This is a genomic window from Succinatimonas hippei YIT 12066, from assembly GCF_000188195.1.
Taxonomy (GTDB): domain Bacteria; phylum Pseudomonadota; class Gammaproteobacteria; order Enterobacterales; family Succinivibrionaceae; genus Succinatimonas; species Succinatimonas hippei.
The window spans coordinates 15,658-37,363 of the sequence record NZ_GL830945.1 but is presented as its reverse complement, the minus strand read 5'-3'; the positions used below and the strand labels follow the sequence as shown (position 1 = coordinate 37,363).

Here is a 21,706-nt window from a genome sequence, read left to right as displayed (position 1 = left end):
AGTATCAAACTCGGTAATTAGCAAAAAATTAGCCGCTTAAACTTTTAATTTTTGTTCAGAAACCTTTTTCCAAGTTACCTCATTACGCAAATATACCGGTAAAGCTTCAGCCGGATCGCATGCGGCACTTGAAAAAGATAGAGCTCCAAGTTTTAACATTGCCTTAGCATCGGGATAAAGAACGGACACCTGAGTATTAAGATCCAAACCATGATCTTTTAGAATTGCCACTCCCGTACCGGCATATACAGCATCCGGAGCTTTTTCTTTACATAAGGAAACTGCCGTTTCCGGTTTTATTACCTGTTCTTCACATAGTTCAATTAAATCAACGCCTTTTTTCTCATAAATGCAAAAATATACTTCACCCATTCTTGCATCAATTGAAGCCACAACCTTTCCCTCTTTTTCTCCTATAGCTTCAAAGGCAAGGGCTTTCAAATCACTTACGCCCAATGCTTTAATATTAAGTCCGAGACTTAATCCTTGAGCAATTGACGTACCTATGCGTACTCCTGTAAATGAACCCGGCCCTCTGCCGAATACAATTCCTTGCAAATCTTCGCGTTTTGCTTGTGCACTGCTTAACAAGGAGTCAATCATCGGCAAAATAATCGCGGCATGCTTTTGTTGCGCAACTTCGCTGACACTAAATATTTTTCCGTCTTTTTCCAAAGCTGCCGAACAATTTTCCGTAGCCGTATCCAAAGCAAGAAGCACTGAAAGATCCTCCGAAACCGTTTAAAAACTTTAAGCGCTAGAATAACGCAAAATCTTTAAAATTAAAAAAAAATAATAAGCTTTTATTTTAATTCTGAGCTTTTAAAAAACTCATAAGATCCGAAATATCCTTGCAACGACGCATCGGCGGTAATGAAGATAAAAATAACCGTCCGTAATTACGTGCAATTAAGCGCGGATCGCATATAACCATTGCACCGGTATCGTTTTCCTGTCTTATTAATCTGCCTACTCCCTGACGCAGAGTAATTACGGCTTCAGGCAATGAAATATTAACAAAAGGTTCAATACCTTTAGATCGGCACTTTTCTGCTCGGGCCTGATAAATAGGATCGTTAGGCGGAGCAAAAGGAAGCTTATCAATAATAACTAAAGACAAAGCCTTTCCGGGGACATCCACTCCCTCCCAAAAAGAAGAAGTACCGATTAAAACAGCATTTCCGTCTTTTTTAAATTCGTCCATCATCGCAAAATTTGATTTGCCTGATGCCTGGCATAAAACTTGACGCTTATCTTTAAGTTTTTCGCGCAAAATTGAATCTGCTTCTTTTAGTGCCTTATATGACGTTGTCAAGAAAAATACACCGCCGCGAACCTCTTCAATTGCCGGCAAAAGCATATTTATAATTTTTACAATACGTGCATCATCATTACTGTCAGGAAAATATTCGGACACGAAAAGACGTGAGTTTTTAGCATAATCAAAAATCGACGGCACGATTAACGTTTCAGGAGCTAAATCCGCACAGCCGGCATCATAAATAAATTTCGTAAAATCATTATTAACACTTACAGTTGCAGATGTCATAACGATGCCGGTGCCTTTCTCCAAAAGCGTACTGAATTCTTTTTTAAGTGCTCCGCCGACTTCAAGCGGAGATATAGTTAAAATATAATTCTTTTCACTGCATTCACTAAAAGCAACATAATTGCTGTCTTTTTTCGTTCCGTCTTTATTCCGATCAAATGTCATTACAGAAACAACGGTATCCATCATTTCATTAACCGTTTCTGTTAACTTTTCAAAACGATCAGGATTTGATTCGGCATTATTTTTAATTAACTTTGCAATATCTTTAAGTGCCAAATAAATCTCACCCATCTTATTACGAAACAACGGATTTACTTTAAGCTCCGAATACTCGGCATCGGCTGTAAAGTTTAAATATTTAAGTAATCGAATGTCATTTGTCCCTTTATACGGACGCAGCATGTCAAGCAATTCTCGTGAAGCAGTATTAAGCTTCACGAACAAAGTATTAAATGCTTCTATTCCCTCAAAATCTATATCGCGTAAAACCGCAAGGAAATCTTCGGTAAATTGCATAAAACCGCGATGCGAAACACTGCAAGAATAAAATGAACGGCAAGCATCAGGGATCGCATGAGCTTCATCAAAAACCAAAGCATCAAAATCAGGCAGCAAATGCATTGATTTATTAGGGTTTTTATCAATTTCCCTTGAAGCAAAAAATAAAGAATGATTGATAATTACCACCTGACTTTTCTGAGATCGGCGCCGCGCCATTAAAGCAAAACACTCATCAGGATAATAAGGACAGTCTTTACCGGCACACTGCGCTCTTGAGCAGGTTAAAAGTTCAGTGATTTTAAGCGGCAGCTTGGAATTTATTTCCGCAAAATCAGCATTATCATTATCTTTATTAATTATCGCGTCACTTTCTATTGCTTTAACATAATTTAACGTTTTAGGTGCAAGAACGTTCCCATACCTTATATCATCAAGTTTTTTACGGCATAAATAATTATTAAAACCCTTTAACACCGTATAGGGAGTTTTAAGTTTCAAAAGACTTAAAAGCTTGGGAACATCATATTTTATAAGCTGATCCTGAAGAGCTTTAGTTCCGGTTGAAATTACGACTTTTTTTCTTGCAAGCAAAGCCGGAATTAAATAAGCATACGTTTTACCGGTACCGGTACCGGCTTCGGAAATTAGAATCTTACCGCGGGCAAAAGCGTCCTGAACTGCCTTTGCCATTTCTTTTTGCCCCTCTCGAGGAAAATAATTTTTAAGTTTTACGCTTAAAAGTCCGCCGGCGTCAAAAACTTCACTTAAATCAGGCAAAGATTGAGTTTCAAAATCATCATCCTCTAAAAACTCAACGGCTGTCTCATACTTTTGCATGTATTTTCTCTTGATTTCTATAGACAAACAAAGCTACAAGGCAATTAAATGCATTTTGCAGGCAACGCAATCACAAACAATCTTAAACCGGTGTTTTCCAATAACCAAAGTATAACCTGAAGTCTTTCCCCCATCTTTACTACATAAGCAATGATTACGGATAAGACAATTTCTACTTGTCATAACGCTTTGTTTTACAATATTTTTTAACTTTGAATCATTAGCTGAAAGTTGAGAATAAAAAGCTTTAGCTCTATTATTTAAAACTAATCTTTCATCTATTGCATAAGGATAACGCGGCAAAGGATGCGGCAATGTAAACTTATAATCAGGATTTACTTTACCAATCTTTGACAAATAATCATTTTGCGCCTGACGTCTTAACTCATTAACGGCTGAAATCGGCAAAGTCAGCAAATTAAAATCATCAAAAACAAAATCTATGCTTTCAACCTTTAAATAAGGATCGGCACATTTTTTCAACTTATCTGAAATATTCTTAGGATCAAGAGCCATAGATCCTAATACGGATTTAAAAGAGCATTCAGCCTTACCGCTGCGCTCTAATTCATCTGCATAACACAAAATCAGCTTACAGTTTTCTCCTTTGTTTTCCAGATAAAGTTTTCCTTTAAGCTTCATATAGCGTTCTACTGCATCTTTTGCATGCAGCGACTTAATAAATGCCGTATCAATATTTCTTTTTAATACTAAATTAGTCGGGATATCGGCTTTTCCGTGAACCTCAATTAAAACATTACCATTACTATCACTTGCTTTATTACACCTAAAACCGGTTAACTCTCCGTTTTTAAAATATGTAAAGCCGTCTCCGTTAACAATTTTAAAATTTTTAAACGGTTTAACTAAAAGCTTTGTATTTTGTCCTTTGCTATTTACGGAAATTACCTTACCGATAGGCATTCCTTCAAATTTAGGACTTTTTATATTAACCAAATCATCATTATTTCCGTAAAGAAGATTATCGGTAAAGCCGCGGTTGAATGTACGTCTTTCATCAGGAATAAAGTTTCGTTTGCATATGCCGCTTGATGATCTGCATAAAGTACCGTCAGAAGATGCAATTAGCTTATCTAAAAGTTCTCTGAATTTTGCGGTCATATTAACCACATAATCCCGATCTTTAAGTCTTCCTTCAATTTTAAAAGAACTTACACCGGCATCAATCAGATCCTTTAAATCATTCCCGGCAAAGTTATCCTTCATCGATAAAAGGTGTCCGTGTGCAACCGGTTTATTTTCTTTATCATAAAGATCCATCGGTAGTCTGCATATATGAGCACATTGTCCGCGGTTGGCGCTTCTTCCGGTCATAAATTCAGATATATAACAAATACCTGATTGCCCGACGCATAAAGCACCGGCAACAAAAGCTTCAAGTCTTATCTTGGGACAATAATCGTGAAGGGCTCGGATTTCCTTTAAAGACAACTCTCTTGCTAAAACTGCCTGACTTACGCTTAAATTTTCATAAAATTTTAATTTTTCTTTTGTAGAAATATCGCACTGAGTACTTGCATGCAACTCTACGCCTTGAGGGATATCAAGCTGCAAAACAGCCGGATCTTGAAAAATTACGGCATCAACTCCGCATTTTCCCGCTTCATTTAAGATTTCCTGAGCTTTATTTAATTCTTCGTCATATAAAAGAGTATTCAAAGTCAAATGAACCTTGACATTAAAACGATGAGCAAATGCACAGATTTCTTTTAAATCAGTAAAACTGTTTGCAGCATCAAATCGGGCACCGAATGCCGGACCACCGATAAAAAGAGCATCACATCCGGCCAAAACAGCAGCAATAGCCGTTTCCTTATCTTTTGCAGGAGCTAATAATTCAATAGATCTCATCGTTTTTTAAGTATTAAAAGGGAATGGCGATATTATCCGCTAAAAAGACAAAAAAGAAAAACGGCCGTGATGTCATACACAGCCGCTAAAAAACACATATACTAATTAAACACTTACTTTAAGGAAAAAACCGCATTGACCTGAGTAGTAACGGTCATCGGCTGGACTTCATACGATGCCTCAACCGCAGCATTATCCGACGCTGCCTTTGCCATCATAAGACGATTGCGATAAGGCATGATTGAGCCTGCTTCAACAAACTGCAAATCACAAGGATGCGCAATTTTAACTTCAAAGCCGTCAGCTAAAAGCTGAGCTTTTTCTTTTGCATCCTTAATTGCAAGTTTAGCTGCTTCTTTTTTAACCGATTCAAGATCTTTTACCTGATACTCAAAACCTGCAACTTCATTAATACCGGATTCCAAGGCCAAATCAGTAACCTTAGGAATAAGCTCAAGATTATCAACTGTTACCTTAACCACACGATATGCACTGTACCCCTCAAGCTTTGATTTTCCTTCGTTATAGCTGTATTTAGGGAAAACAGTAAGGTTATCGGCCAAAATCTGGTTTTGACCGAGATTTAAAGGCTTTAATGCTGTTATAAATCCGGTTACGCGTTCTTCAACGCTATTTCTGGCCGCTGCTGCATTATCTTTAATTTCGGTAACAGAAAAGCTTAACACAGCCTCATCCGGCATTACTTTCATCGTACCCGTTCCCTGAACGGTAATTTTTCCGTCTTTTAAGGAACACTTGCTGTCAGCCAACGCTTGTGTAGATAAAAGCATTGCACCGGCAGCTAAAGATAAAGACAAAGCCTGTAAAGATTTTTTCATCTATTGCTCCTAAAACACAACGACTTAACACAAATCTAAAGATAAAGGATAAAAATTAGATTTAAATTAGGGTACTAAACGATAAGAGCGGAAGTACTTCTACTCCCGCTCTTAAAAAATAAGATAAAGTATAGAAAAACTCTGAACTATTTCTTGTGAAGCTGACGTGAACCTTCAGCAGTGGAAACAACCAGATCAAGTGAACTTACATCATCAGAAGCCGCTTCAACACCGGCACCGATTGCCCCTTCAAGAACAGGAGCATCAGCAATTCTAACGCGGGATCTCAAAGGCTCATCCAACATGGAAATAGCAGCCTGAGAACTGATAACAGCAGAACCCAAATCAGCTAAAACAACTACGCCTTCACCCTGATCTGCTTTTTTAATTGCTTCAAGAACACGTTGAGGATCCGTACCTAAGCCGCCCTGTGCATTACCGCCTGCAGGATAAATCGGCAACTTTTCACCGTCGCGAGAAGAAATCTGTTGTACCATGTCGCAAATACCCTCTGCGACCTTACTGCTATGTGAAACAACAACAATTCCAATCATGAAAAAAACTCCTTATCTTAAGGCAAGTCGTTTACCTTTATTATTTTAATCAATTTCATATAACAATAACTGATTTTCAAAGAAAAATCTTAATTGTGCAAATTTATATACGAAATTCGTGCGCTCTTTCACTTATATTTTCTGATCACCGAAACAACGGGACCTAAAATTTTAACCTCCATTCCGTCTTCAAATTTAATCGGCGAATACTCCTTGTTTTTCGGCAACAGCTGCAGCGGCGGACCGATTCTGAGTTCTTTTATCGTATATTCATTATCCACTGAGGCAACCACAACATCTTTGTCGCAAGCTTCCTTCATGGTATCGACCAATACCAAATCCCCGGGAAGAATCCCCGCGTCAATCATGGACTCTCCGCTTACAGTAAAGGCAATCGTCGCTTTAGGATGATCAAGAAGATAAGAATTAACGTCTAAACGCCTGTCTATCTGGCCGCCGTTGGGCAGAGGAAAACCTGCTTCAACATTTTCAAGAGATAAAGGAATACTTTCATTTGATAAAGAACTGTTTATAACAGCATAAATTTCAACATCCGACATCATATTAATTCTCTTATTATCTCTATCTTTCGTAGTATATGAAATTCACCGTAAAGGCCAAAGTCATACTGCTTAAAAAAATTGTCCGCCAACGCTAAATCTGGTTCTTCTAAACTTGAAAAAAATGTTAAATCAAGATAAAATAGTACGGACTTAGATCTACATCAAAAATATCTCATATTTTTGCTTGCAATGATCAAAAGTCTGTGGTTTCAGCTCTGAATTCTGGGGGTATTTGTGGTAACTTCCGCAATCCTTGCACTCGCTGACGGCACAGTCTTTAAAGGGAAAGGCTTTGGCCTTCCCGGTGTGACCGAAACCGGCGAAGTGGTCTTTAACACATCCATGACTGGTTATCAGGAAATTCTCACCGATCCTTCCTACACCCGTCAATTAGTAACTTTAACTTATCCTCATATCGGTAATTACGGAACAAATAATGAGGACTTCGAATCGGCAGATATTTGCGCAGCCGGTTTAATTATCAAAGATCTTTCCAGCGTTTCATCCAATTTCCGCTCTTCTCTTTCTCTTAGCGATTATCTTAAAAAACACGGTAAAGCCGGTATCTACGGTATTGATACCAGAATGCTCACCCGCCTTATCCGTGAAAAAGGCGCCCAGTCAGGCTGTCTTACTACAGATCCTTCCATGACTCCGGAAAAAGCTGTTGCTGCAGCACGTGCTTTTGCCGGTCTTAAAGGTATGGATTTGGCTAGCGTCGTAACAACTAAAGAGCCGTATATTTGGACTGAAGGTGAATGGCAGCTGGGTAAAGGTTACGTCAATAACGATAATCCTGAGTTTAATGTCGTCGCGTACGACTTCGGCATCAAGCGTAATATTCTGCGCATGCTTGCCTCCCGCGGCTGCAAGATCACCGTAGTTCCGGCAACGACTAAAGCTTCAGACGTACTTGCCATGAATCCTGACGGCGTATTTTTGTCAAACGGTCCCGGAGATCCCGAGCCGTGCAGCTATGCCATTGAAGCAATTCAGGAATTAATGAAGGCTAAAGTACCGCTTTTCGGCATTTGCTTAGGTCATCAGCTGTTAGGCCTTGCGTCCGGTGCCAAAACCGTAAAGATGAAATTCGGACACCACGGTGCAAATCACCCGGTTCGTGAAATTGCAACGGGACGTGTTTATATCACTTCGCAAAATCACGGTTTTGCTGTTGATGCCGACACTTTACCCGACACTTTAAAGATAACTCACGTGTCATTATTTGACGGAACTTTACAAGGCATTGAGCGCACTGATTGCCCGGCATTCAGCTTCCAAGGTCATCCTGAAGCAAGCCCCGGTCCTCATGATCCCAAACCTTTGTTTGATCATTTTATCGATTTAATGCGTGCATACCGTAACAGAGGATAGGAAGAATGCCAAAGCGTACAGATTTAAAAAGTATTTTAATTTTAGGCGCCGGTCCTATCGTAATCGGTCAGGCCTGTGAATTTGACTACTCAGGAACCCAAGCTTGTCGCGCGCTGCGTCAGGAAGGCTATCGTGTCATCTTGGTAAACTCCAATCCGGCTACCATCATGACCGATCCCAATATCGCCGATGCAACTTATATTGAACCTATACATTGGCGCGTCGTTGAAAAGATCATTGCCAAAGAACGTCCTGATGCCGTATTGCCTACCATGGGCGGACAGACTGCTTTAAATTGCGCTCTGGATCTTGAACGCCACGGCGTTTTAGCTAAATACAATGTAGAAATGATCGGTGCTAATGCCGATACTATCGATAAAGCGGAAAACCGTGAACGTTTTGATGCCGCAATGAAAAAAATCGGCCTTGAGTGCCCTCGTGCCGGTATTGCCCACTCTCTTGAAGAAGCATGGGAAGTACAGGAAAAAGTCGGTTTCCCGTGCATTATTCGTCCTTCATTTACTATGGGCGGAACCGGCGGCGGTATCGCATACAATCCTGAAGAATTCGAAGATATCTGCACTAAGGGTCTTGAAAGCTCTCCTACTCACGAGCTTCTTATTGACGAATCTCTTATCGGCTGGAAAGAATTCGAAATGGAAGTCGTACGTGATCGCAAAGACAACTGCATCATCGTCTGCTCCATTGAAAATGTCGACCCTATGGGCATTCATACCGGCGACTCAATTACCGTAGCACCGGCGCAAACTCTTACCGATAAGGAATATCAAATCATGCGTGACGCCGCTATGGCCGTCTTGCGTGAAATCGGTGTAGAGACAGGCGGATCCAACGTCCAATTCGGTATAAATCCTGATAACGGACGCATGGTAATTATCGAAATGAATCCGCGCGTTTCCCGTTCATCCGCCTTGGCTTCAAAAGCAACAGGCTTCCCTATCGCCAAAATTGCCGCCAAACTTGCCGTAGGTTATACATTAGATGAACTTGGCAACGATATTACCGGAGATAAGACGCCGGCATCATTCGAACCGTCAATTGACTATGTAGTAACCAAAGTTCCGCGCTTTAATTTTGAAAAATTCCCGAACTCAAACGATCGCCTCACCACACAGATGAAATCAGTCGGTGAAGTTATGGCTATCGGCAGAACTTTCCAGGAATCACTGCAAAAAGCATTACGCGGTCTTGAAACCGGCAAAAACGGCCTTGACCCGCGTCTTGACATGACCCATAAAGACGCCCGTACCAAGATCCTGCATGAACTTGAAGAAGCCGGTGCTCACCGCATATGGTATGTAGCCGATGCTTTCCGCATGAACATGACTATTGAGGAAGTATTTAACTATACTCATATCGATCCTTGGTTCTTAAGTCAGATTAAAGAGCTTGTCGATATTGAGGCTTCCTTAAAAGGACGTACCTTAAAGTCCGTAGATCCTGAAGAAATGCGCGACCTAAAGGCCCGCGGTTTCTCTGATGCCCGTCTTGCCGACATTCTTCATGTTTCAGAAAGCAAAGTGCGAGAACGCCGCTGGTTGTTTGATATCTACCCTACTTACAAGCGCGTTGATACTTGTGCCGGCGAATTTGCCACTTCTACAGCTTACATGTACTCTACTTATGAGCAAGAATGTGAGTCAAATCCTACAAACAATAAGAAAATCATTGTATTAGGCGGCGGACCCAACCGTATCGGCCAGGGTATTGAATTTGATTACTGCTGCGTACACGCCTCAATGGCTTTGCGCGAAGACGGTTATGAGACCATTATGGTCAACTGCAACCCTGAAACGGTATCCACCGACTACGATATTTCAGACCGACTTTACTTTGAACCGGTAACGTTTGAAGACGTTCTTGAAATTGCCCGCGTTGAAAAACCTGTCGGCGTAATCGTTCAATTTGGCGGTCAAACTCCGCTTAAGCTTGCCCGCAAACTCGAGGCAGCAGGCGTTCCAATCATCGGTACCTCCCCTGATGCTATCGACAGAGCTGAGGATCGTCAGAGATTCCAGGAAGCAGTACAGCGCCTTAAGCTCCTTCAGCCGGAAAACGGTACTGCAACTTCATTAAATCAGGCTGTAAATATTGCCTCAAAGATCGGCTATCCTCTGGTTGTACGTCCGTCATATGTTTTAGGCGGTCGAGCAATGGAAGTCGTTTATGATGAGGAAGATCTGCGCCGTTACTTTGCCGAAGCGGTTAAAGTATCAAACAAAGCACCTGTACTTTTGGATAAATTCCTTGATCACGCTACCGAAATTGACGTTGATGCAGTTTGCGACGGCAAGAAAGTCATTATCGGCGGAATCATGGAACATGTCGAAGAGTGCGGAGTTCACTCCGGTGACGCAAGCTGCGTACTCCCGCCTTGGCATTTAAGCCAGGAAGTCATTGACGAAATCTCCCGCATTTCACGTGAGCTTGCCATGGAGCTTGACGTTCGCGGTTTGATGAACGTACAGCTTGCCGTACGTGAAGACAAGATTTATTTAATTGAAGTAAATCCGCGTGCTGCGCGTACCGTTCCGTTCGTGTCAAAAGCTACCGGCTTGCCGCTTGCCAAGATTGCCGCACGCATTATGGTAGGACAATCTCTTGAAGATCAGGGAATCAATAAGGAAATTATTCCGCCTTATTACTCTGTAAAAGAAGTTGTGCTTCCGTTCCATAAATTCCCGGGTTCTGATCCTATTTTAGGACCTGAAATGCGCTCTACCGGTGAAGTTATGGGAACAGCAAAGCTTTTCCCTGAAGCATACGCAAAGGCTCAGCTTGCTGCAGGAAGTGAAATTGTCCGTAAAGGCCGAGCTTTGCTTTCAGTGAAAAACTCAGACAAAGATCGCCTGCCTGAACTTGGCAAAATGATGATAAAGGCAGGATTCGAGCTTGATGCTACAGGCGGTACTTATCGTTGCTTGGTTGCTGCGGGAATTCCGGCAAAACTTGTTAAGAAAGTTTATGAAGGTCGTCCGAATATTCTTGATAACGTCAAGAGCGGACATTACGACTGGATTGTAAACACCACTGAAGGCCGTCAGTCAGTTCTTGACTCACGATCCCTACGCCGCGGTGCTCTACAATACCATGTTGCATATTGCACAACCTTGAATGCCGCTTTTGCTGCTTTAGAAGCTGTTTCTGAAAATGAATTTAATACTGTAAATTCTTTACAGGATTTACATGGATTAATTCAAAAATCAGCTTCATAACAACTCTTTGAATAAACGCCGGAACGTTGTCCGGCGTTTTTATATCAACATCCCATCACCGCAAAGACCAATTAACCATGAGCCATTAAACTCTAAGTTTTCCCATTTCAATAAATATAATTTTATCAATCTCTTCTTATTAAGCTTATACAATTAACAATCTGATTCTTGACGCCTTCCCTGCCTAAAAGCCGAAGATCCTGCCGCTAAACAGCAATACTGCTATTGTCAGCCTTGGCGGGTTCCTGCTGCCAAACATTACTTAATGTAAGCACTGTATTTAATTGCTAATTTTATTTTTTGCGATACAGATCTGCGCTTTTTTTCAAATTCTATGCTGTATTAAAGCAAAGAAAAGCAAGGAGACAATCATGACTATAAGCGTACGCAAAGCCGATTTCAGCGAAATCTTTAAAATTCGCGATCTTGCCTCCGTAACAATACCTACTTCTTATCAAAATAATTTAACTACAGAGCAAATAGATTATCTGGAAGATTTTTTATATGCTCAGCAGACTTTAGCCGACAGCGAACAAAGTAAACAAGTATTTTTGATTGCGTCTCTTGACGGAAAAGATTGTGCATACGGCTCTTTCACCCAGGAGGGACCGGATTTATTCCATTTACAAAAAATTTTCGTAAATCCGGATAATCAGAAAAAAGGTCTTGGATCTGCTCTTTTTAAAGCTCTGCTGCAAGAAATATCAAATGAACATCCCGAACCTTGTGATATAGAGCTTAATATCAACCATCATAACCAAGGCCTAAAATTTTATGAAAAAATGGGCATGAAAGAAGTCCGTATCGTAAACTTTGATATAGGTAACGGATTTATTTTTACGCAAAAAGTCTTAGCAATCAAAAATTAAAAAATCCTCCGTTTAAAAGTAAAAAACGGAGGATCTTCTCAATTAAACGATAAACCGATGATTTACATCTTGGAAATTATTTCATCACCGAATTCTTGAGTAGTAACTTGAATTGCTCCTTCCATTTGAGCAGCAAAATCAGCAGTTACCCTCTTTCCGGCAATAGCTTCTTCCATTCCTTTGATTACCAGGTCGGCAGCCTCATCCCAACCTAAATAACGCAGCATCATTTCAGCTGACAATATTATAGAGCCGGGATTTGCAAGACCTTTTCCTGCAATAGTCGGAGCCGTTCCGTGAGTAGCTTCGAAAATAGCCACACCGGTTCCGATATTTGCACCAGGTGCAATACCGATACCTCCGACCTGAGCGGCAAGAGCATCAGAAATATAATCACCGTTTAAATTCATGGCGGCAACTACATCATAATCGGCAGGATACAAAAGAATATTCTGCAAGAAAGCGTCGGCAATAACGTCTTTAATCACAATCTTATTGCCGGTTTTAGGATTAATGAAAGAAACTTTTCCATTCTCATCAGCTGCCGCACCAAACTCTTTTGCCGCCAGCTCATACCCCCATTTCTTAAAGGCACCTTCGGTAAACTTCATAATATTGCCTTTATGGACGATAGTTACGCTTTTACGGTCATGATCGACAGCATACTCGATGGCTGCACGAATTAAACGCTCGGTTCCTGCTTTTGACATAGGCTTTACACCGATACCGCAATGTTCGGTAAAACGGATCTTGTTAATTCCCATTTCATTTTGCAGAAAATCTATCAGCTTCTTTGCTCCTTCCGAGTCGGCTTCCCACTCAATTCCGGCATATATATCTTCTGCATTTTCACGGAAAATCACGGTATCGGTAAGCTCAGGATGCTTTACCGGGCTCGGTACGCCTTTAAAATAGCGGACCGGACGCAAACAGATATACAAATCTAAAGTCTGGCGCAAAGTTACGTTTAAAGAACGGATTCCACCTCCTACCGGGGTAGTCAAAGGTCCTTTGATGGCAACATGATAGTCTTTAATAAAATCAAGAGTCTCATCTGGCAGCCAAACATTCTCACCATAAACTTCAGTACTTCTTCCGCCGGCAAAAATTTCCATCCAAGCAATTTTCTTCTTTCCTGAATAGGCTTTTTGTACTGCAGCGTCTATTACCGCACGCATCACAGGAGAAATGTCGGCACCGATACCGTCACCGCGAATAAACGGAATAATAGGGTTATCTGGGACGGTGAGCTTGCCGTTTTCATCTGCTGTAATTTGTTTTCCGTCAGCAGGAATAACAACTTGCGACTTAAAGGTCATATTGAAAACTCCTAAAAAAACTAGAGAAATTTTAACAAAAGCTGTGGCCTTGAGCACGAATATCTTAATAAGAAACCATTTTGATTCACGACAAAAATTATAGATAACCGAATTAAATCACTTCCGCCAAGCCCAAAAACGCGGCTTATTGATGCTCTAACGATGTTTTCTACTATTTACCCTCAAGATATATTAAAATACCATGTTTAGGAGAAAAATTAAGATGTCAGAACGTTTTAAGCCTTTTGCAACTGTTGCTTTAATTATTGAGCACGAAGGTCGTTTTTTAATGGTGGAAGAAAAAAACGAATTCGGTGCTACTGTGTTCGGTATGCCTTCAGGACATATTGACGCAAAGGAAGGTATTATTGAAGCTGCATTACGTGAAGGCTATGAAGAAACCGGATGTGAAATTGAACTTACAGCGCTTACCGGTATTTACGATTACGTAAAAGATTATGAAACCATTTTCCGTTTCTGTTTTGCAGCTAAATTAAAACAAGTGCCTGAAACTTTTAAACCTCACGATCCTGATGGAGAAATTCTTGCCGTGCGTTTTTACAGCAAAGAGGAAATTTTCAATCAAAAAGAGGCATGGAGAACCAGGCTTGTCGGTTTGTGCATGAATGATTACCTCAATCATCAAGCCTTCCCTTTATCCATTATTGAAAAAGTGGTGCCATAATTTATGGAATTCGATCCGACCATTCCTTATAAAGAACTGCAAGGAGCTCATGTTGTAATCGGTCTTTCCGGCGGTGTCGACTCTTCACTTTCTGCCGCTTTATTAAAAGAAAACGGGATGAAAGTAACGGCTTTATTCATGAAAAATTGGGAAGAGGATGATACTGATACCGTATGTGCAGCCGCAGCCGATCGTGAAGATGCGCAAAAAGTATGCGATAAACTCGGAATTGAGCTTAAAACTATAAATTTTGCAGCCGAATATTGGGATCGGGTTTTTGAAAACTTTTTAAGCGAATATCAGGCAGGACGTACCCCTAATCCTGATATTTTATGCAACAAGGAAATCAAGTTTAAAGCCTTTTTTGATTACGCTTTAACCGATCTGCATGCCGATTTCATTGCTACAGGTCATTATGCGCAAAGAAGTTTCAACGACCCTCTTGCCGCTCATTTATTAAGATCCGTTGACAAAAATAAAGATCAAACCTACTTTTTGCATGCTATAGGACCTAATGTATTGCATAAAGTTCTTTTTCCCGTCGGAGCAATAGAAAAGCCTCAAGTACGCTTAATGGCAGAAGAACGCGGACTTGTAACAGCCAGAAAAAAAGACTCCACCGGAATTTGTTTTATCGGTGAAAAGCGTTTTCACGAGTTTTTGCAGCATTATCTGCCGGCACACAGCGGTCCTATCATTACAGTTGACGGACAAACTGTCGGAGAACATGACGGATTGATGTTTGCCACCATAGGTCAAAGAAAAGGACTGCACATAGGCGGAAGCAAAGACGGATCCGGTGAACCTTGGTATGTTGTTGATAAAGATATCAAAAACAACGCTCTTATCATAGCACAAGGTCACAACCATCCTGCTTTATACTCAAAAGGACTTATGGCACAAAATGAAACATGGCTTGTGGAAGCTCCGCAGATGCCGTTTAAGTGCACCTGCAAAATCCGTTACCGTCAACCCGATGTAAACTGTACCGTATACCGTGAAAACAATGAATTAAAAGTACTTTTTGACAATAAGGTTGCGGCAGTTGCGCCGGGGCAGTCCGTTGTGTTTTACCAAGGATCCGAGTGCTTAGGCGGCGCTATTATCAACACAGCAATAAAGGAGTAAATATGGCAAATATTAAAGACGAAACTCTTGCTCTTGCAGCTTTGTTTCAGTCTTGCACGCAGATTCAGCGCGTTGCCAGGTCGGGTTATGTCGACCAGCATGCAGCCGCCGCAGTGTTGCGCGGCATAATCGTTACCAATCCGCAAACCTGTGAAGATATTTATCACCCGTCTAAATTATTGGTCGGATTCCGCCAAATCATTTCTTCTCTTGGCGGCAGCGGTGCAGATAAATCCGCTCAGACTCTGGAAATTACCAAAACCGCATTTAAGCTTATAAGTCTTGAACTGGCTATAGAAAAAAACGCTGAAATCTTCAATCGTCTCGGCAGCCAAATTGATGAAGTAAGATCACGGGTGCTCATGCTGCATCCTGAATATGAAAATGCCGATCCGTCAGTCGTGATGGATAAGGACTGCATCAAAATGTTTGCCGACCTTTATTCATCAATCATAAGTCCTAATTTTCCTAAACTGATTATTTTCGGTGAAGAGGAATATTTACAACGTATTGATAACCAAGAACTGATTCGTGCGCTTCTGCTTGCCGCTATCCGTGCTATCGTCTTATGGCGTCAAGTCGGAGGCAGAAGACGCTTTTTCATTTTCCGCCGCAAGGCAATCATTGAATACGCCCGTCAAGGCGCATCGTCAAACGGTATTAATTAATCGAGGTATCTATGAAATTATCCCCATTAAGCGCAATCTCCCCTTTGGACGGCCGCTACGAGTCTAAAGTCGCTGCTTTGCGTCCTATATTCTCAGAATACGGACTGATGCGTTTTCGCGTACAGGTAGAATTGACTTGGCTGAAAAAACTCGCCGCCTGCCCGCAAATAAAAGAAGTTGAACCTTTTTCTCCCGAGACTATCGCCTTTATTGACGACATTATCAAAAACTTTTCGGAAGAAGATGCTCAAAACATAAAAGATCGCGAAGCGGTAACCAACCATGACGTAAAGGCAGTTGAATACTTCCTTAAGGACAAGACTGCATCCAATCCTGAAATTTCCAAAGCCCGCGAATTCATTCACTTTGCCTGCACCTCAGAGGATATTAACAATAATTCTCACGCTCTTATGCTCAAAACCGCCCGTGAAGAAGTATTGCTCCCTACCATTGATGCCGTTATTGACGCCATTACCGAGCTTGCTCATAATTACGCCGATTTGCCGTTGCTTGCCCGCACTCACGGCCAACCGGCCTCTCCTACCACCCTAGGCAAGGAAATGGCTAATGTAGTATACAGAATGCGCCGTCAACGCGATCAGATAGCTGCAGTTGAAATTATGGGCAAAATAAACGGTGCTGTCGGCAATTACAACGCTCATTTATCAGCTTACCCTGATGTTGATTGGTTCCAATTTTCAAAAGAGTTTGAAGAAAGCTTAGGACTTACCTTCAATCCTTACACCACTCAGATCGAGCCGCATGACTACATTGCCGAGCTCTTTAACGCTCTGCAGCGTTTTAATACCATACTTATTGATTTTGATCGCGATATTTGGGGATACATCTCTTACGGAACCTTTACCCAGAAAACCGTTAAAGGAGAAATCGGATCTTCAACCATGCCGCATAAAGTCAACCCGATTGACTTTGAAAATTCAGAAGGCAATTTAGGTCTTGCCAACGCTATTTTTGCGCATTTAGCGGCAAAGCTCCCTATTTCTCGTTTCCAGCGCGATCTTACCGATTCTACAGTATTGCGCAACTTAGGCGTTGCCTGCGGCTATTCATTGCTTGCATGGAAGTCAACTTTAAAGGGCATTGCCAAATTACAGGCCAATCCTCAGCATACTGCTGATGAGCTTAACAACAACTGGGAAGTTTTAGCAGAGCCTTATCAAACCGTAATGCGCCGCTACGGTATCGCCAACCCGTATGAAAAGCTAAAAGAATTGACCCGCGGTCATGCGGTTAACAAAGAAACTATGCTTAAATTCGTTGATTCTTTAGACATTCCTGAAGAGGCCAAAGCAAGATTGCGCGAACTGACTCCTGCCACTTATATCGGCCGTGCCAAGACTTTTGCAAAAGATATTTAAGCTATCTTCTTTTCTGATTCGGCCCTGCTTAATGCGGGGCCTTTTCATTTTAGATAAAGCATACTGCCTAAAAAGCATAAGAGCAGGAATTACCCTGCCCTTGTTATTTAATAAATTTACTTATTTTTGAGTATATGGTTCAACTTTAATCTGCAGAACATAAGTTAACAGCGCATATATAATGGCACCGCTAATCATAGCTACGATAAGACCGATATTGGCAGTTGCAAAAACACTGTTTTTCAAATCATCGCTTAAAAGGAAAGACGTAATGTAAGCGATATACGGATCTGAAGAAGTAATAGTGCCCAAACCGATAAAAGTTGCAATACCTAAGGATAAAAGCGCCGTCCAGCGTCCGTCTCGTCCGCCCTGTCCGTATGGATTAACCATAGCGACATTCCAGCCTAAAGCTTTTTGCCGCAGCATATCAACAATCTCAATAGCTCCCCACGAACCCATAATAACTGAAATGGTTGCCAAGAAAGATGAGAAAGTAGACAGGAAAGAATCTGAAACAAAGGTCAGATAAAAACATCCCAAAGCAATAATTACCGCATTTAACAATGTAGTAACGGCACGGCTTAACGGCACTCCCATCGCCAAAAGAGCAAGACCTGAACTGTATACTCCGGTCATCCCTGCTGAAATCAGAGAAATAATGATAACAATTGAAAAAGGTACATAAAACCAGAAAGGTAAAATTCCGGTCAAAGCGGCAAGCGGTTCATGTGCGGCTTTTTCAACTAAGGCTTCATTTCCGGCACCGAGCATAACTCCTAAAATAAGGAGTACTGACACAGGAAGAGCAATACCTAAAGTAGTCCAGAAAATGACTCCGAAAGCTCCGGTATTGCGCGGCAGATAGCGTGAATAATCACCGCCGTAATTTAAAAAGCCTAAGCCTACCATGGTCATAGCCAAAACCACACCGCCGAAAAATACTCCGATGCTTCCTGAAGGCTTATCACCTAAAATTGCAAAATCAATATTAGGAATAAAGAAGAACAAATAGATAAGCGTCATTATGCCGGTAATAACGGCAATATACTTCTCTACTTTAACGATCATGTTATATCCGTATACGGCTCCTGCCATCGTCAATACAATAACAACAGCAAAAGAAATCAGCAGACAGAAAGTCGTAGGGTATCCCGACTCCTGCTCAAAAAACGGCATTAAATTAGATAACAAATCGGCAAGAGTGGTAGAAGCCATCGAAAGCATGGTCACTTTCCAGCCCATATTGGCGACATAACCGAAAAAAGTCGGAATTTTATTACCGTGATAACCGAAGGCAAAACGAGACTGGGCTAATGTGGGCAATCCGGTGCGTACGCTGCCTACAGCAAGGATTCCGACCAATGAGCAGGACAAAAAATAACCTAAAACACCGGCAACCATTGCCTGCCATACCGACAAACCTAAACTTAAAACGTAAATACCGCAGGTTATACCGAAAATGGAAATATTCCATGAAAACCAAATCGGAAATAATCCTGACGGTTTGCCGTAGCGTTCGCTGTCAGGAATCGGATTGATTCCGTTAACTTCAATTTTAGAGGCTAAAGCGTTGTTTTCGCTCATTTTATGTTCCTCAAGATTTTACATTACAAAGTTTCAGTAAAAAAAGACAACATCTGATCCGCTGTCGGAGCACAAGCTGCTCCCTGATGCGCAGTTACATAAGCTGCCGTATAATTTGCAAGTTTAACCGCATCTTCTAAAGATAAATCGCACATTAGTCCTGCAATAAAACCTCCGGTATGGGCATCGCCCGATCCGATGGTGTCTGCCACCTTAATAGAAACACCGGGAATCAAACTTACTTTATTATCGCAAGCAAGATACGCACCTTTTGCACCATCCGTTATAACGGCAGGATTGCCGGTACGCTTACACAGCTCAAGAGCCGCATCATCAGGATAAAGCCTTCCGCTTAAAATACACGCTTCTTTAGCGTTAATAGTATATATGCAGTTTAATTCCTCAAAACAGTGCACTTTTTCTGCAGAGATAAATTCAGATCGAGGACCGGGGTCGAATATTAAAAAAGAGTCTTTACGCTTACGCTTTAAGATCTCCAACATAATATCGCCGTTTTCTCCCTCTGCCTGATAACCTGATAAATAGAAATAATCAAAATCAGAGAAAGAATACTTATCAAACCACTGTTTCTGCATTCTGCACTCAAGTCCCGACATGGTAATAAAGGTCCTTTCACCGTCAGGTTCAACCAGTGAAAGATTCCATCCGTTATCACCGCAGTTACATACCTGGGATATCGCAATTGAGCGCTTGATAAATTCCTGCTTTACAATCTGGGCAAACATTCCCTCGCCTACCGGAAAATACGTAGAACAAGGTAAATCAAGCTTGGTAAGAACATCTGCTACATTAAAAGCACAGCCGCCTACCTTGCCGCCTTGAAAGGCGGCACTTATATCTTCACCTGATTTCGGAAGTCTGTTAACGCTAAGCACTAAATCGACCACTGCCGAGCCTAAAATAAACACTTTGTGCTTAGGATTGAGACCGCTTAAAATCCCGTCTAATTGCATAATTACTCCTTTATAAAAGAAGCTCGTGCCTTAATAATCTTATCGGCAAGATCGGCAAAATTAATATCATTGGTTTTTTCAAGATAAGAAATCGTTTCATTCTTTATCGAGGACAAACCGTTAAATGCTCCGCAAATTGCACAGGCCATAGAACCTATAGTATCGGTATCTCCGCCCATATTGGCACATAAAAACGCCGCCTTTTCCACATCCTGACAATAATAGGCAATAGCTAAAGCAGCAGTTACCGATTCGGATGTCATCGTACCGGTTCCGACTAAGTTATATACAAGTAAGCTGAACTTATCAGGATCGGTACATCCTTTTGCTTTATCAAGCACATTTAAAAGTCTGTCTTTGATTGATGCCGCCCAGGTCGGTTCACCTAAAGTTACGGCAAAATCAAAAGCCTTACAGATATCCTCAAGCATTTCATCATAGCTTCTGCCGCAAAGCCCGCTGGCAACAGCTTGAGCTACCATACTTGCACCGGCAATTGCCACATCGGTCCCGTGAGTTACGGAGCTTACTTTAGCTACGGTCCTGCACAGACTTTTAGTTTCATCAAAATTAAAGAAAGTTCCGACCGGAGCAATGCGCATTGCAGCTCCGTTAGTCAAAGCCGTCTTGGTATACTTGGTATAATCTTCACCCTTTACATGTGCAAGCAAAGATGCTTTGGAGCTTGGGCCTAAAAGATTGATTTCAAATCCGTTCATTGATTCAACCCAAGCAATCAAATCTTTTGCCAAAATCGCTGCTTCAGGTACGTGTCCGTACTTTAGTAAATCATTTAATATCACCAGTGCTTGTGAGGAATCATCGGTATAGTGTCCTGCTTTAAAATAGCAGGCAACGATGTTATCTTCAGGACCGTCTAAAAACTTGTCAATTGTCCCGAACCTTGATCTTACTTTTTCACGCGGCCACAATTCACCGGGGACACCGAAGGCGTCTCCGTAAACCATACCTGCCAAAGTTCCGGCAATTTTATCTTTAAGCGACATACTATCTCCTTAATTAATGTCCGGCATCCTGCGTAAGCTTAATGATTAACTCAGGTGCGTAAACTATTGAAACCTTTTCTACAAGTCTTCCTTCTCTGTCAAAAATAGATTGAACGGCTTTAACTAAAGGGTAACCTTCCGTAACGGCAAAACTCTTGGCTAAAAACTCATCGGCTAAAACAGCAAAAATTTGCGACTCACCCTTAAAAGGATAAATTCCGTATTCTTTACGCATAGTTTCATACAAAGAGACAACAGAAAAATCAAAGCGATCAATTTGCGGAAAGAGAGAAAGCGGTACTTTTGTATCTTCATAAGTCATGAACTGAATACCGGCAATGCGTTTAATACCGCGAAGACGTACTAGGTTAAAGTAACTTCCATCGTCAGCTGCGATGATTTGCGCTTTACAAACTTTTGATACCGGAATTTCATGGGCAGATCTCATTCCTTCGGAAAACGAAGCGAAATTCCAAGTCGTTTTGGTTATTTTGCGAATTTGCACGCGATTGCGCCGCCCTTGGCTTTTTGAAAGCAATCCTTCATTAACTAAAAGTTCAAGAGCATGACGCACCGTAGTGCGAGTAACTTGAAACCTTTTGGTAAGTTCCGACTCGCTGGGAAAAACTGCGCCGTCTTTGAATTCTCCCTGCATGATTTGCTGTCTAAGCTTTGCAGCTATTGCGGTATATATATTTTCCGATTCCATTTTTTATACCGTTAAATCATAACTTGTATATACAAGTTGTAATTATAAAAAAC

General features: G+C 41.3%; 18 protein-coding genes. 7 read left to right on the top strand and 11 right to left on the bottom strand.

Features of this window, described 5'->3' with window-relative positions; genetic code table 11:
- Window positions 1-36: 36 nt before the first annotated feature.
- The 6 genes from tsaB to HMPREF9444_RS00735 form a co-directional block, all read right to left on the bottom strand.
- A complete protein-coding gene (tsaB, locus tag HMPREF9444_RS00760) occupies window positions 37-720 on the bottom strand; it encodes a tRNA (adenosine(37)-N6)-threonylcarbamoyltransferase complex dimerization subunit type 1 TsaB (RefSeq protein ID WP_009142391.1) in 684 nt (227 codons plus the stop codon).
- Window positions 721-808: 88 nt separating this feature from the next.
- Entirely contained in the window at window positions 809-2,890 is a 2,082-nt protein-coding gene (locus HMPREF9444_RS00755) for an ATP-dependent DNA helicase (RefSeq protein ID WP_009142390.1), read from the bottom strand.
- A gap of 33 nt (window positions 2,891-2,923) precedes the next feature.
- A complete protein-coding gene (locus tag HMPREF9444_RS00750) occupies window positions 2,924-4,762 on the bottom strand; it encodes a peptidase U32 family protein (protein WP_009142389.1) in 1,839 nt (612 codons plus the stop codon).
- Between the two features lie 113 nt (window positions 4,763-4,875).
- Window positions 4,876-5,601: an SIMPL domain-containing protein gene (locus HMPREF9444_RS00745; protein ID WP_009142388.1), complete on the bottom strand. Its 726-nt coding sequence runs from the start codon at window positions 5,599-5,601 to the stop codon at window positions 4,876-4,878.
- A gap of 146 nt (window positions 5,602-5,747) precedes the next feature.
- On the bottom strand, window positions 5,748-6,155 hold the full coding sequence (dhaM, locus tag HMPREF9444_RS00740) for a dihydroxyacetone kinase phosphoryl donor subunit DhaM (protein WP_009142387.1): 408 nt from the start codon (window positions 6,153-6,155) through the stop codon (window positions 5,748-5,750).
- A gap of 128 nt (window positions 6,156-6,283) precedes the next feature.
- Window positions 6,284-6,718, bottom strand: a complete 435-nt coding sequence (locus HMPREF9444_RS00735) for a LexA family protein (RefSeq protein ID WP_009142386.1) — start codon at window positions 6,716-6,718, stop codon at window positions 6,284-6,286.
- Between the two features lie 234 nt (window positions 6,719-6,952).
- Here HMPREF9444_RS00735 and carA point away from each other — a divergent pair, with 234 nt between their 5' ends.
- The 3 genes from carA (at window position 6,953) to HMPREF9444_RS00720 (ending at window position 12,197) form a co-directional block, all read left to right on the top strand.
- Window positions 6,953-8,092, top strand: coding sequence for a glutamine-hydrolyzing carbamoyl-phosphate synthase small subunit (gene carA, locus HMPREF9444_RS00730; RefSeq protein WP_009142385.1), 1,140 nt, complete (start codon window positions 6,953-6,955; stop codon window positions 8,090-8,092).
- A 5-nt stretch (window positions 8,093-8,097) separates the two neighbouring features.
- Complete coding sequence (carB, locus tag HMPREF9444_RS00725) at window positions 8,098-11,328, top strand: carbamoyl-phosphate synthase large subunit (protein WP_009142384.1); 3,231 nt, start codon at window positions 8,098-8,100, stop codon at window positions 11,326-11,328.
- Window positions 11,329-11,699: 371 nt separating this feature from the next.
- On the top strand, window positions 11,700-12,197 hold the full coding sequence (locus HMPREF9444_RS00720; RefSeq protein WP_050778965.1) for a GNAT family N-acetyltransferase: 498 nt from the start codon (window positions 11,700-11,702) through the stop codon (window positions 12,195-12,197).
- 62 nt (window positions 12,198-12,259) lie between these two features.
- On the opposite strand, the gene icd is transcribed toward HMPREF9444_RS00720, so the two are convergent.
- Window positions 12,260-13,516: an NADP-dependent isocitrate dehydrogenase gene (icd, locus tag HMPREF9444_RS00715; protein WP_040909007.1), complete on the bottom strand. Its 1,257-nt coding sequence runs from the start codon at window positions 13,514-13,516 to the stop codon at window positions 12,260-12,262.
- A 223-nt stretch (window positions 13,517-13,739) separates the two neighbouring features.
- Between icd and HMPREF9444_RS00710 the strand changes: the two genes are divergently transcribed.
- Genes HMPREF9444_RS00710 through purB form a run of 4 tightly spaced genes read left to right on the top strand, consistent with a single transcriptional unit; the run spans window position 13,740 to window position 17,376 of the window.
- Entirely contained in the window at window positions 13,740-14,201 is a 462-nt protein-coding gene (locus tag HMPREF9444_RS00710; RefSeq protein ID WP_040909006.1) for an NUDIX domain-containing protein, read from the top strand.
- Between the two features lie 3 nt (window positions 14,202-14,204).
- The gene (gene mnmA, locus HMPREF9444_RS00705; protein ID WP_009142380.1) at window positions 14,205-15,329 is read left to right on the top strand and encodes a tRNA 2-thiouridine(34) synthase MnmA; all 1,125 of its coding nucleotides are present in this window, start codon (window positions 14,205-14,207) and stop codon (window positions 15,327-15,329) included.
- A 2-nt stretch (window positions 15,330-15,331) separates the two neighbouring features.
- A complete protein-coding gene (locus HMPREF9444_RS00700) occupies window positions 15,332-15,997 on the top strand; it encodes a DUF489 family protein (RefSeq protein ID WP_009142379.1) in 666 nt (221 codons plus the stop codon).
- 11 nt (window positions 15,998-16,008) lie between these two features.
- Window positions 16,009-17,376, top strand: coding sequence for an adenylosuccinate lyase (purB, locus tag HMPREF9444_RS00695; RefSeq protein ID WP_009142378.1), 1,368 nt, complete (start codon window positions 16,009-16,011; stop codon window positions 17,374-17,376).
- 120 nt (window positions 17,377-17,496) lie between these two features.
- Here the strand turns inward: purB and HMPREF9444_RS00690 are convergent, their stop codons facing one another.
- The 4 genes from HMPREF9444_RS00690 to HMPREF9444_RS00675 are packed head-to-tail and all read right to left on the bottom strand — an operon-like array spanning window position 17,497 to window position 21,653.
- Complete coding sequence (locus HMPREF9444_RS00690; protein WP_009142377.1) at window positions 17,497-18,963, bottom strand: purine-cytosine permease family protein; 1,467 nt, start codon at window positions 18,961-18,963, stop codon at window positions 17,497-17,499.
- Between the two features lie 23 nt (window positions 18,964-18,986).
- A complete protein-coding gene (locus HMPREF9444_RS00685; protein WP_009142376.1) occupies window positions 18,987-19,937 on the bottom strand; it encodes a PfkB family carbohydrate kinase in 951 nt (316 codons plus the stop codon).
- A gap of 2 nt (window positions 19,938-19,939) precedes the next feature.
- Window positions 19,940-20,944 (bottom strand): ADP-ribosylglycohydrolase family protein, encoded by a 1,005-nt coding sequence (locus HMPREF9444_RS00680; protein WP_009142375.1) that lies wholly within the window; start codon window positions 20,942-20,944, stop codon window positions 19,940-19,942.
- Between the two features lie 13 nt (window positions 20,945-20,957).
- Complete coding sequence (locus HMPREF9444_RS00675; protein WP_009142374.1) at window positions 20,958-21,653, bottom strand: GntR family transcriptional regulator; 696 nt, start codon at window positions 21,651-21,653, stop codon at window positions 20,958-20,960.
- Window positions 21,654-21,706: the final 53 nt, after the last annotated feature.

Coding starts and splice junctions, on each gene's coding strand:
- HMPREF9444_RS00755 (WP_009142390.1), bottom strand. CDS start 2,890: ATGCAAAAGTATGAGACAGCCGTTGAGTTTTTAGAGGATGATGATTTT.
- HMPREF9444_RS00750 (WP_009142389.1), bottom strand. CDS start 4,762: ATGAGATCTATTGAATTATTAGCTCCTGCAAAAGATAAGGAAACGGCT.
- HMPREF9444_RS00745 (WP_009142388.1), bottom strand. CDS start 5,601: ATGAAAAAATCTTTACAGGCTTTGTCTTTATCTTTAGCTGCCGGTGCA.
- dhaM (WP_009142387.1), bottom strand. CDS start 6,155: ATGATTGGAATTGTTGTTGTTTCACATAGCAGTAAGGTCGCAGAGGGT.
- HMPREF9444_RS00735 (WP_009142386.1), bottom strand. CDS start 6,718: ATGATGTCGGATGTTGAAATTTATGCTGTTATAAACAGTTCTTTATCA.
- carB (WP_009142384.1), top strand. CDS start 8,098: ATGCCAAAGCGTACAGATTTAAAAAGTATTTTAATTTTAGGCGCCGGT.
- HMPREF9444_RS00720 (WP_050778965.1), top strand. CDS start 11,700: ATGACTATAAGCGTACGCAAAGCCGATTTCAGCGAAATCTTTAAAATT.
- icd (WP_040909007.1), bottom strand. CDS start 13,516: ATGACCTTTAAGTCGCAAGTTGTTATTCCTGCTGACGGAAAACAAATT.
- HMPREF9444_RS00710 (WP_040909006.1), top strand. CDS start 13,740: ATGTCAGAACGTTTTAAGCCTTTTGCAACTGTTGCTTTAATTATTGAG.
- mnmA (WP_009142380.1), top strand. CDS start 14,205: ATGGAATTCGATCCGACCATTCCTTATAAAGAACTGCAAGGAGCTCAT.
- HMPREF9444_RS00700 (WP_009142379.1), top strand. CDS start 15,332: ATGGCAAATATTAAAGACGAAACTCTTGCTCTTGCAGCTTTGTTTCAG.
- purB (WP_009142378.1), top strand. CDS start 16,009: ATGAAATTATCCCCATTAAGCGCAATCTCCCCTTTGGACGGCCGCTAC.
- HMPREF9444_RS00690 (WP_009142377.1), bottom strand. CDS start 18,963: ATGAGCGAAAACAACGCTTTAGCCTCTAAAATTGAAGTTAACGGAATC.
- HMPREF9444_RS00685 (WP_009142376.1), bottom strand. CDS start 19,937: ATGCAATTAGACGGGATTTTAAGCGGTCTCAATCCTAAGCACAAAGTG.
- HMPREF9444_RS00680 (WP_009142375.1), bottom strand. CDS start 20,944: ATGTCGCTTAAAGATAAAATTGCCGGAACTTTGGCAGGTATGGTTTAC.
- HMPREF9444_RS00675 (WP_009142374.1), bottom strand. CDS start 21,653: ATGGAATCGGAAAATATATATACCGCAATAGCTGCAAAGCTTAGACAG.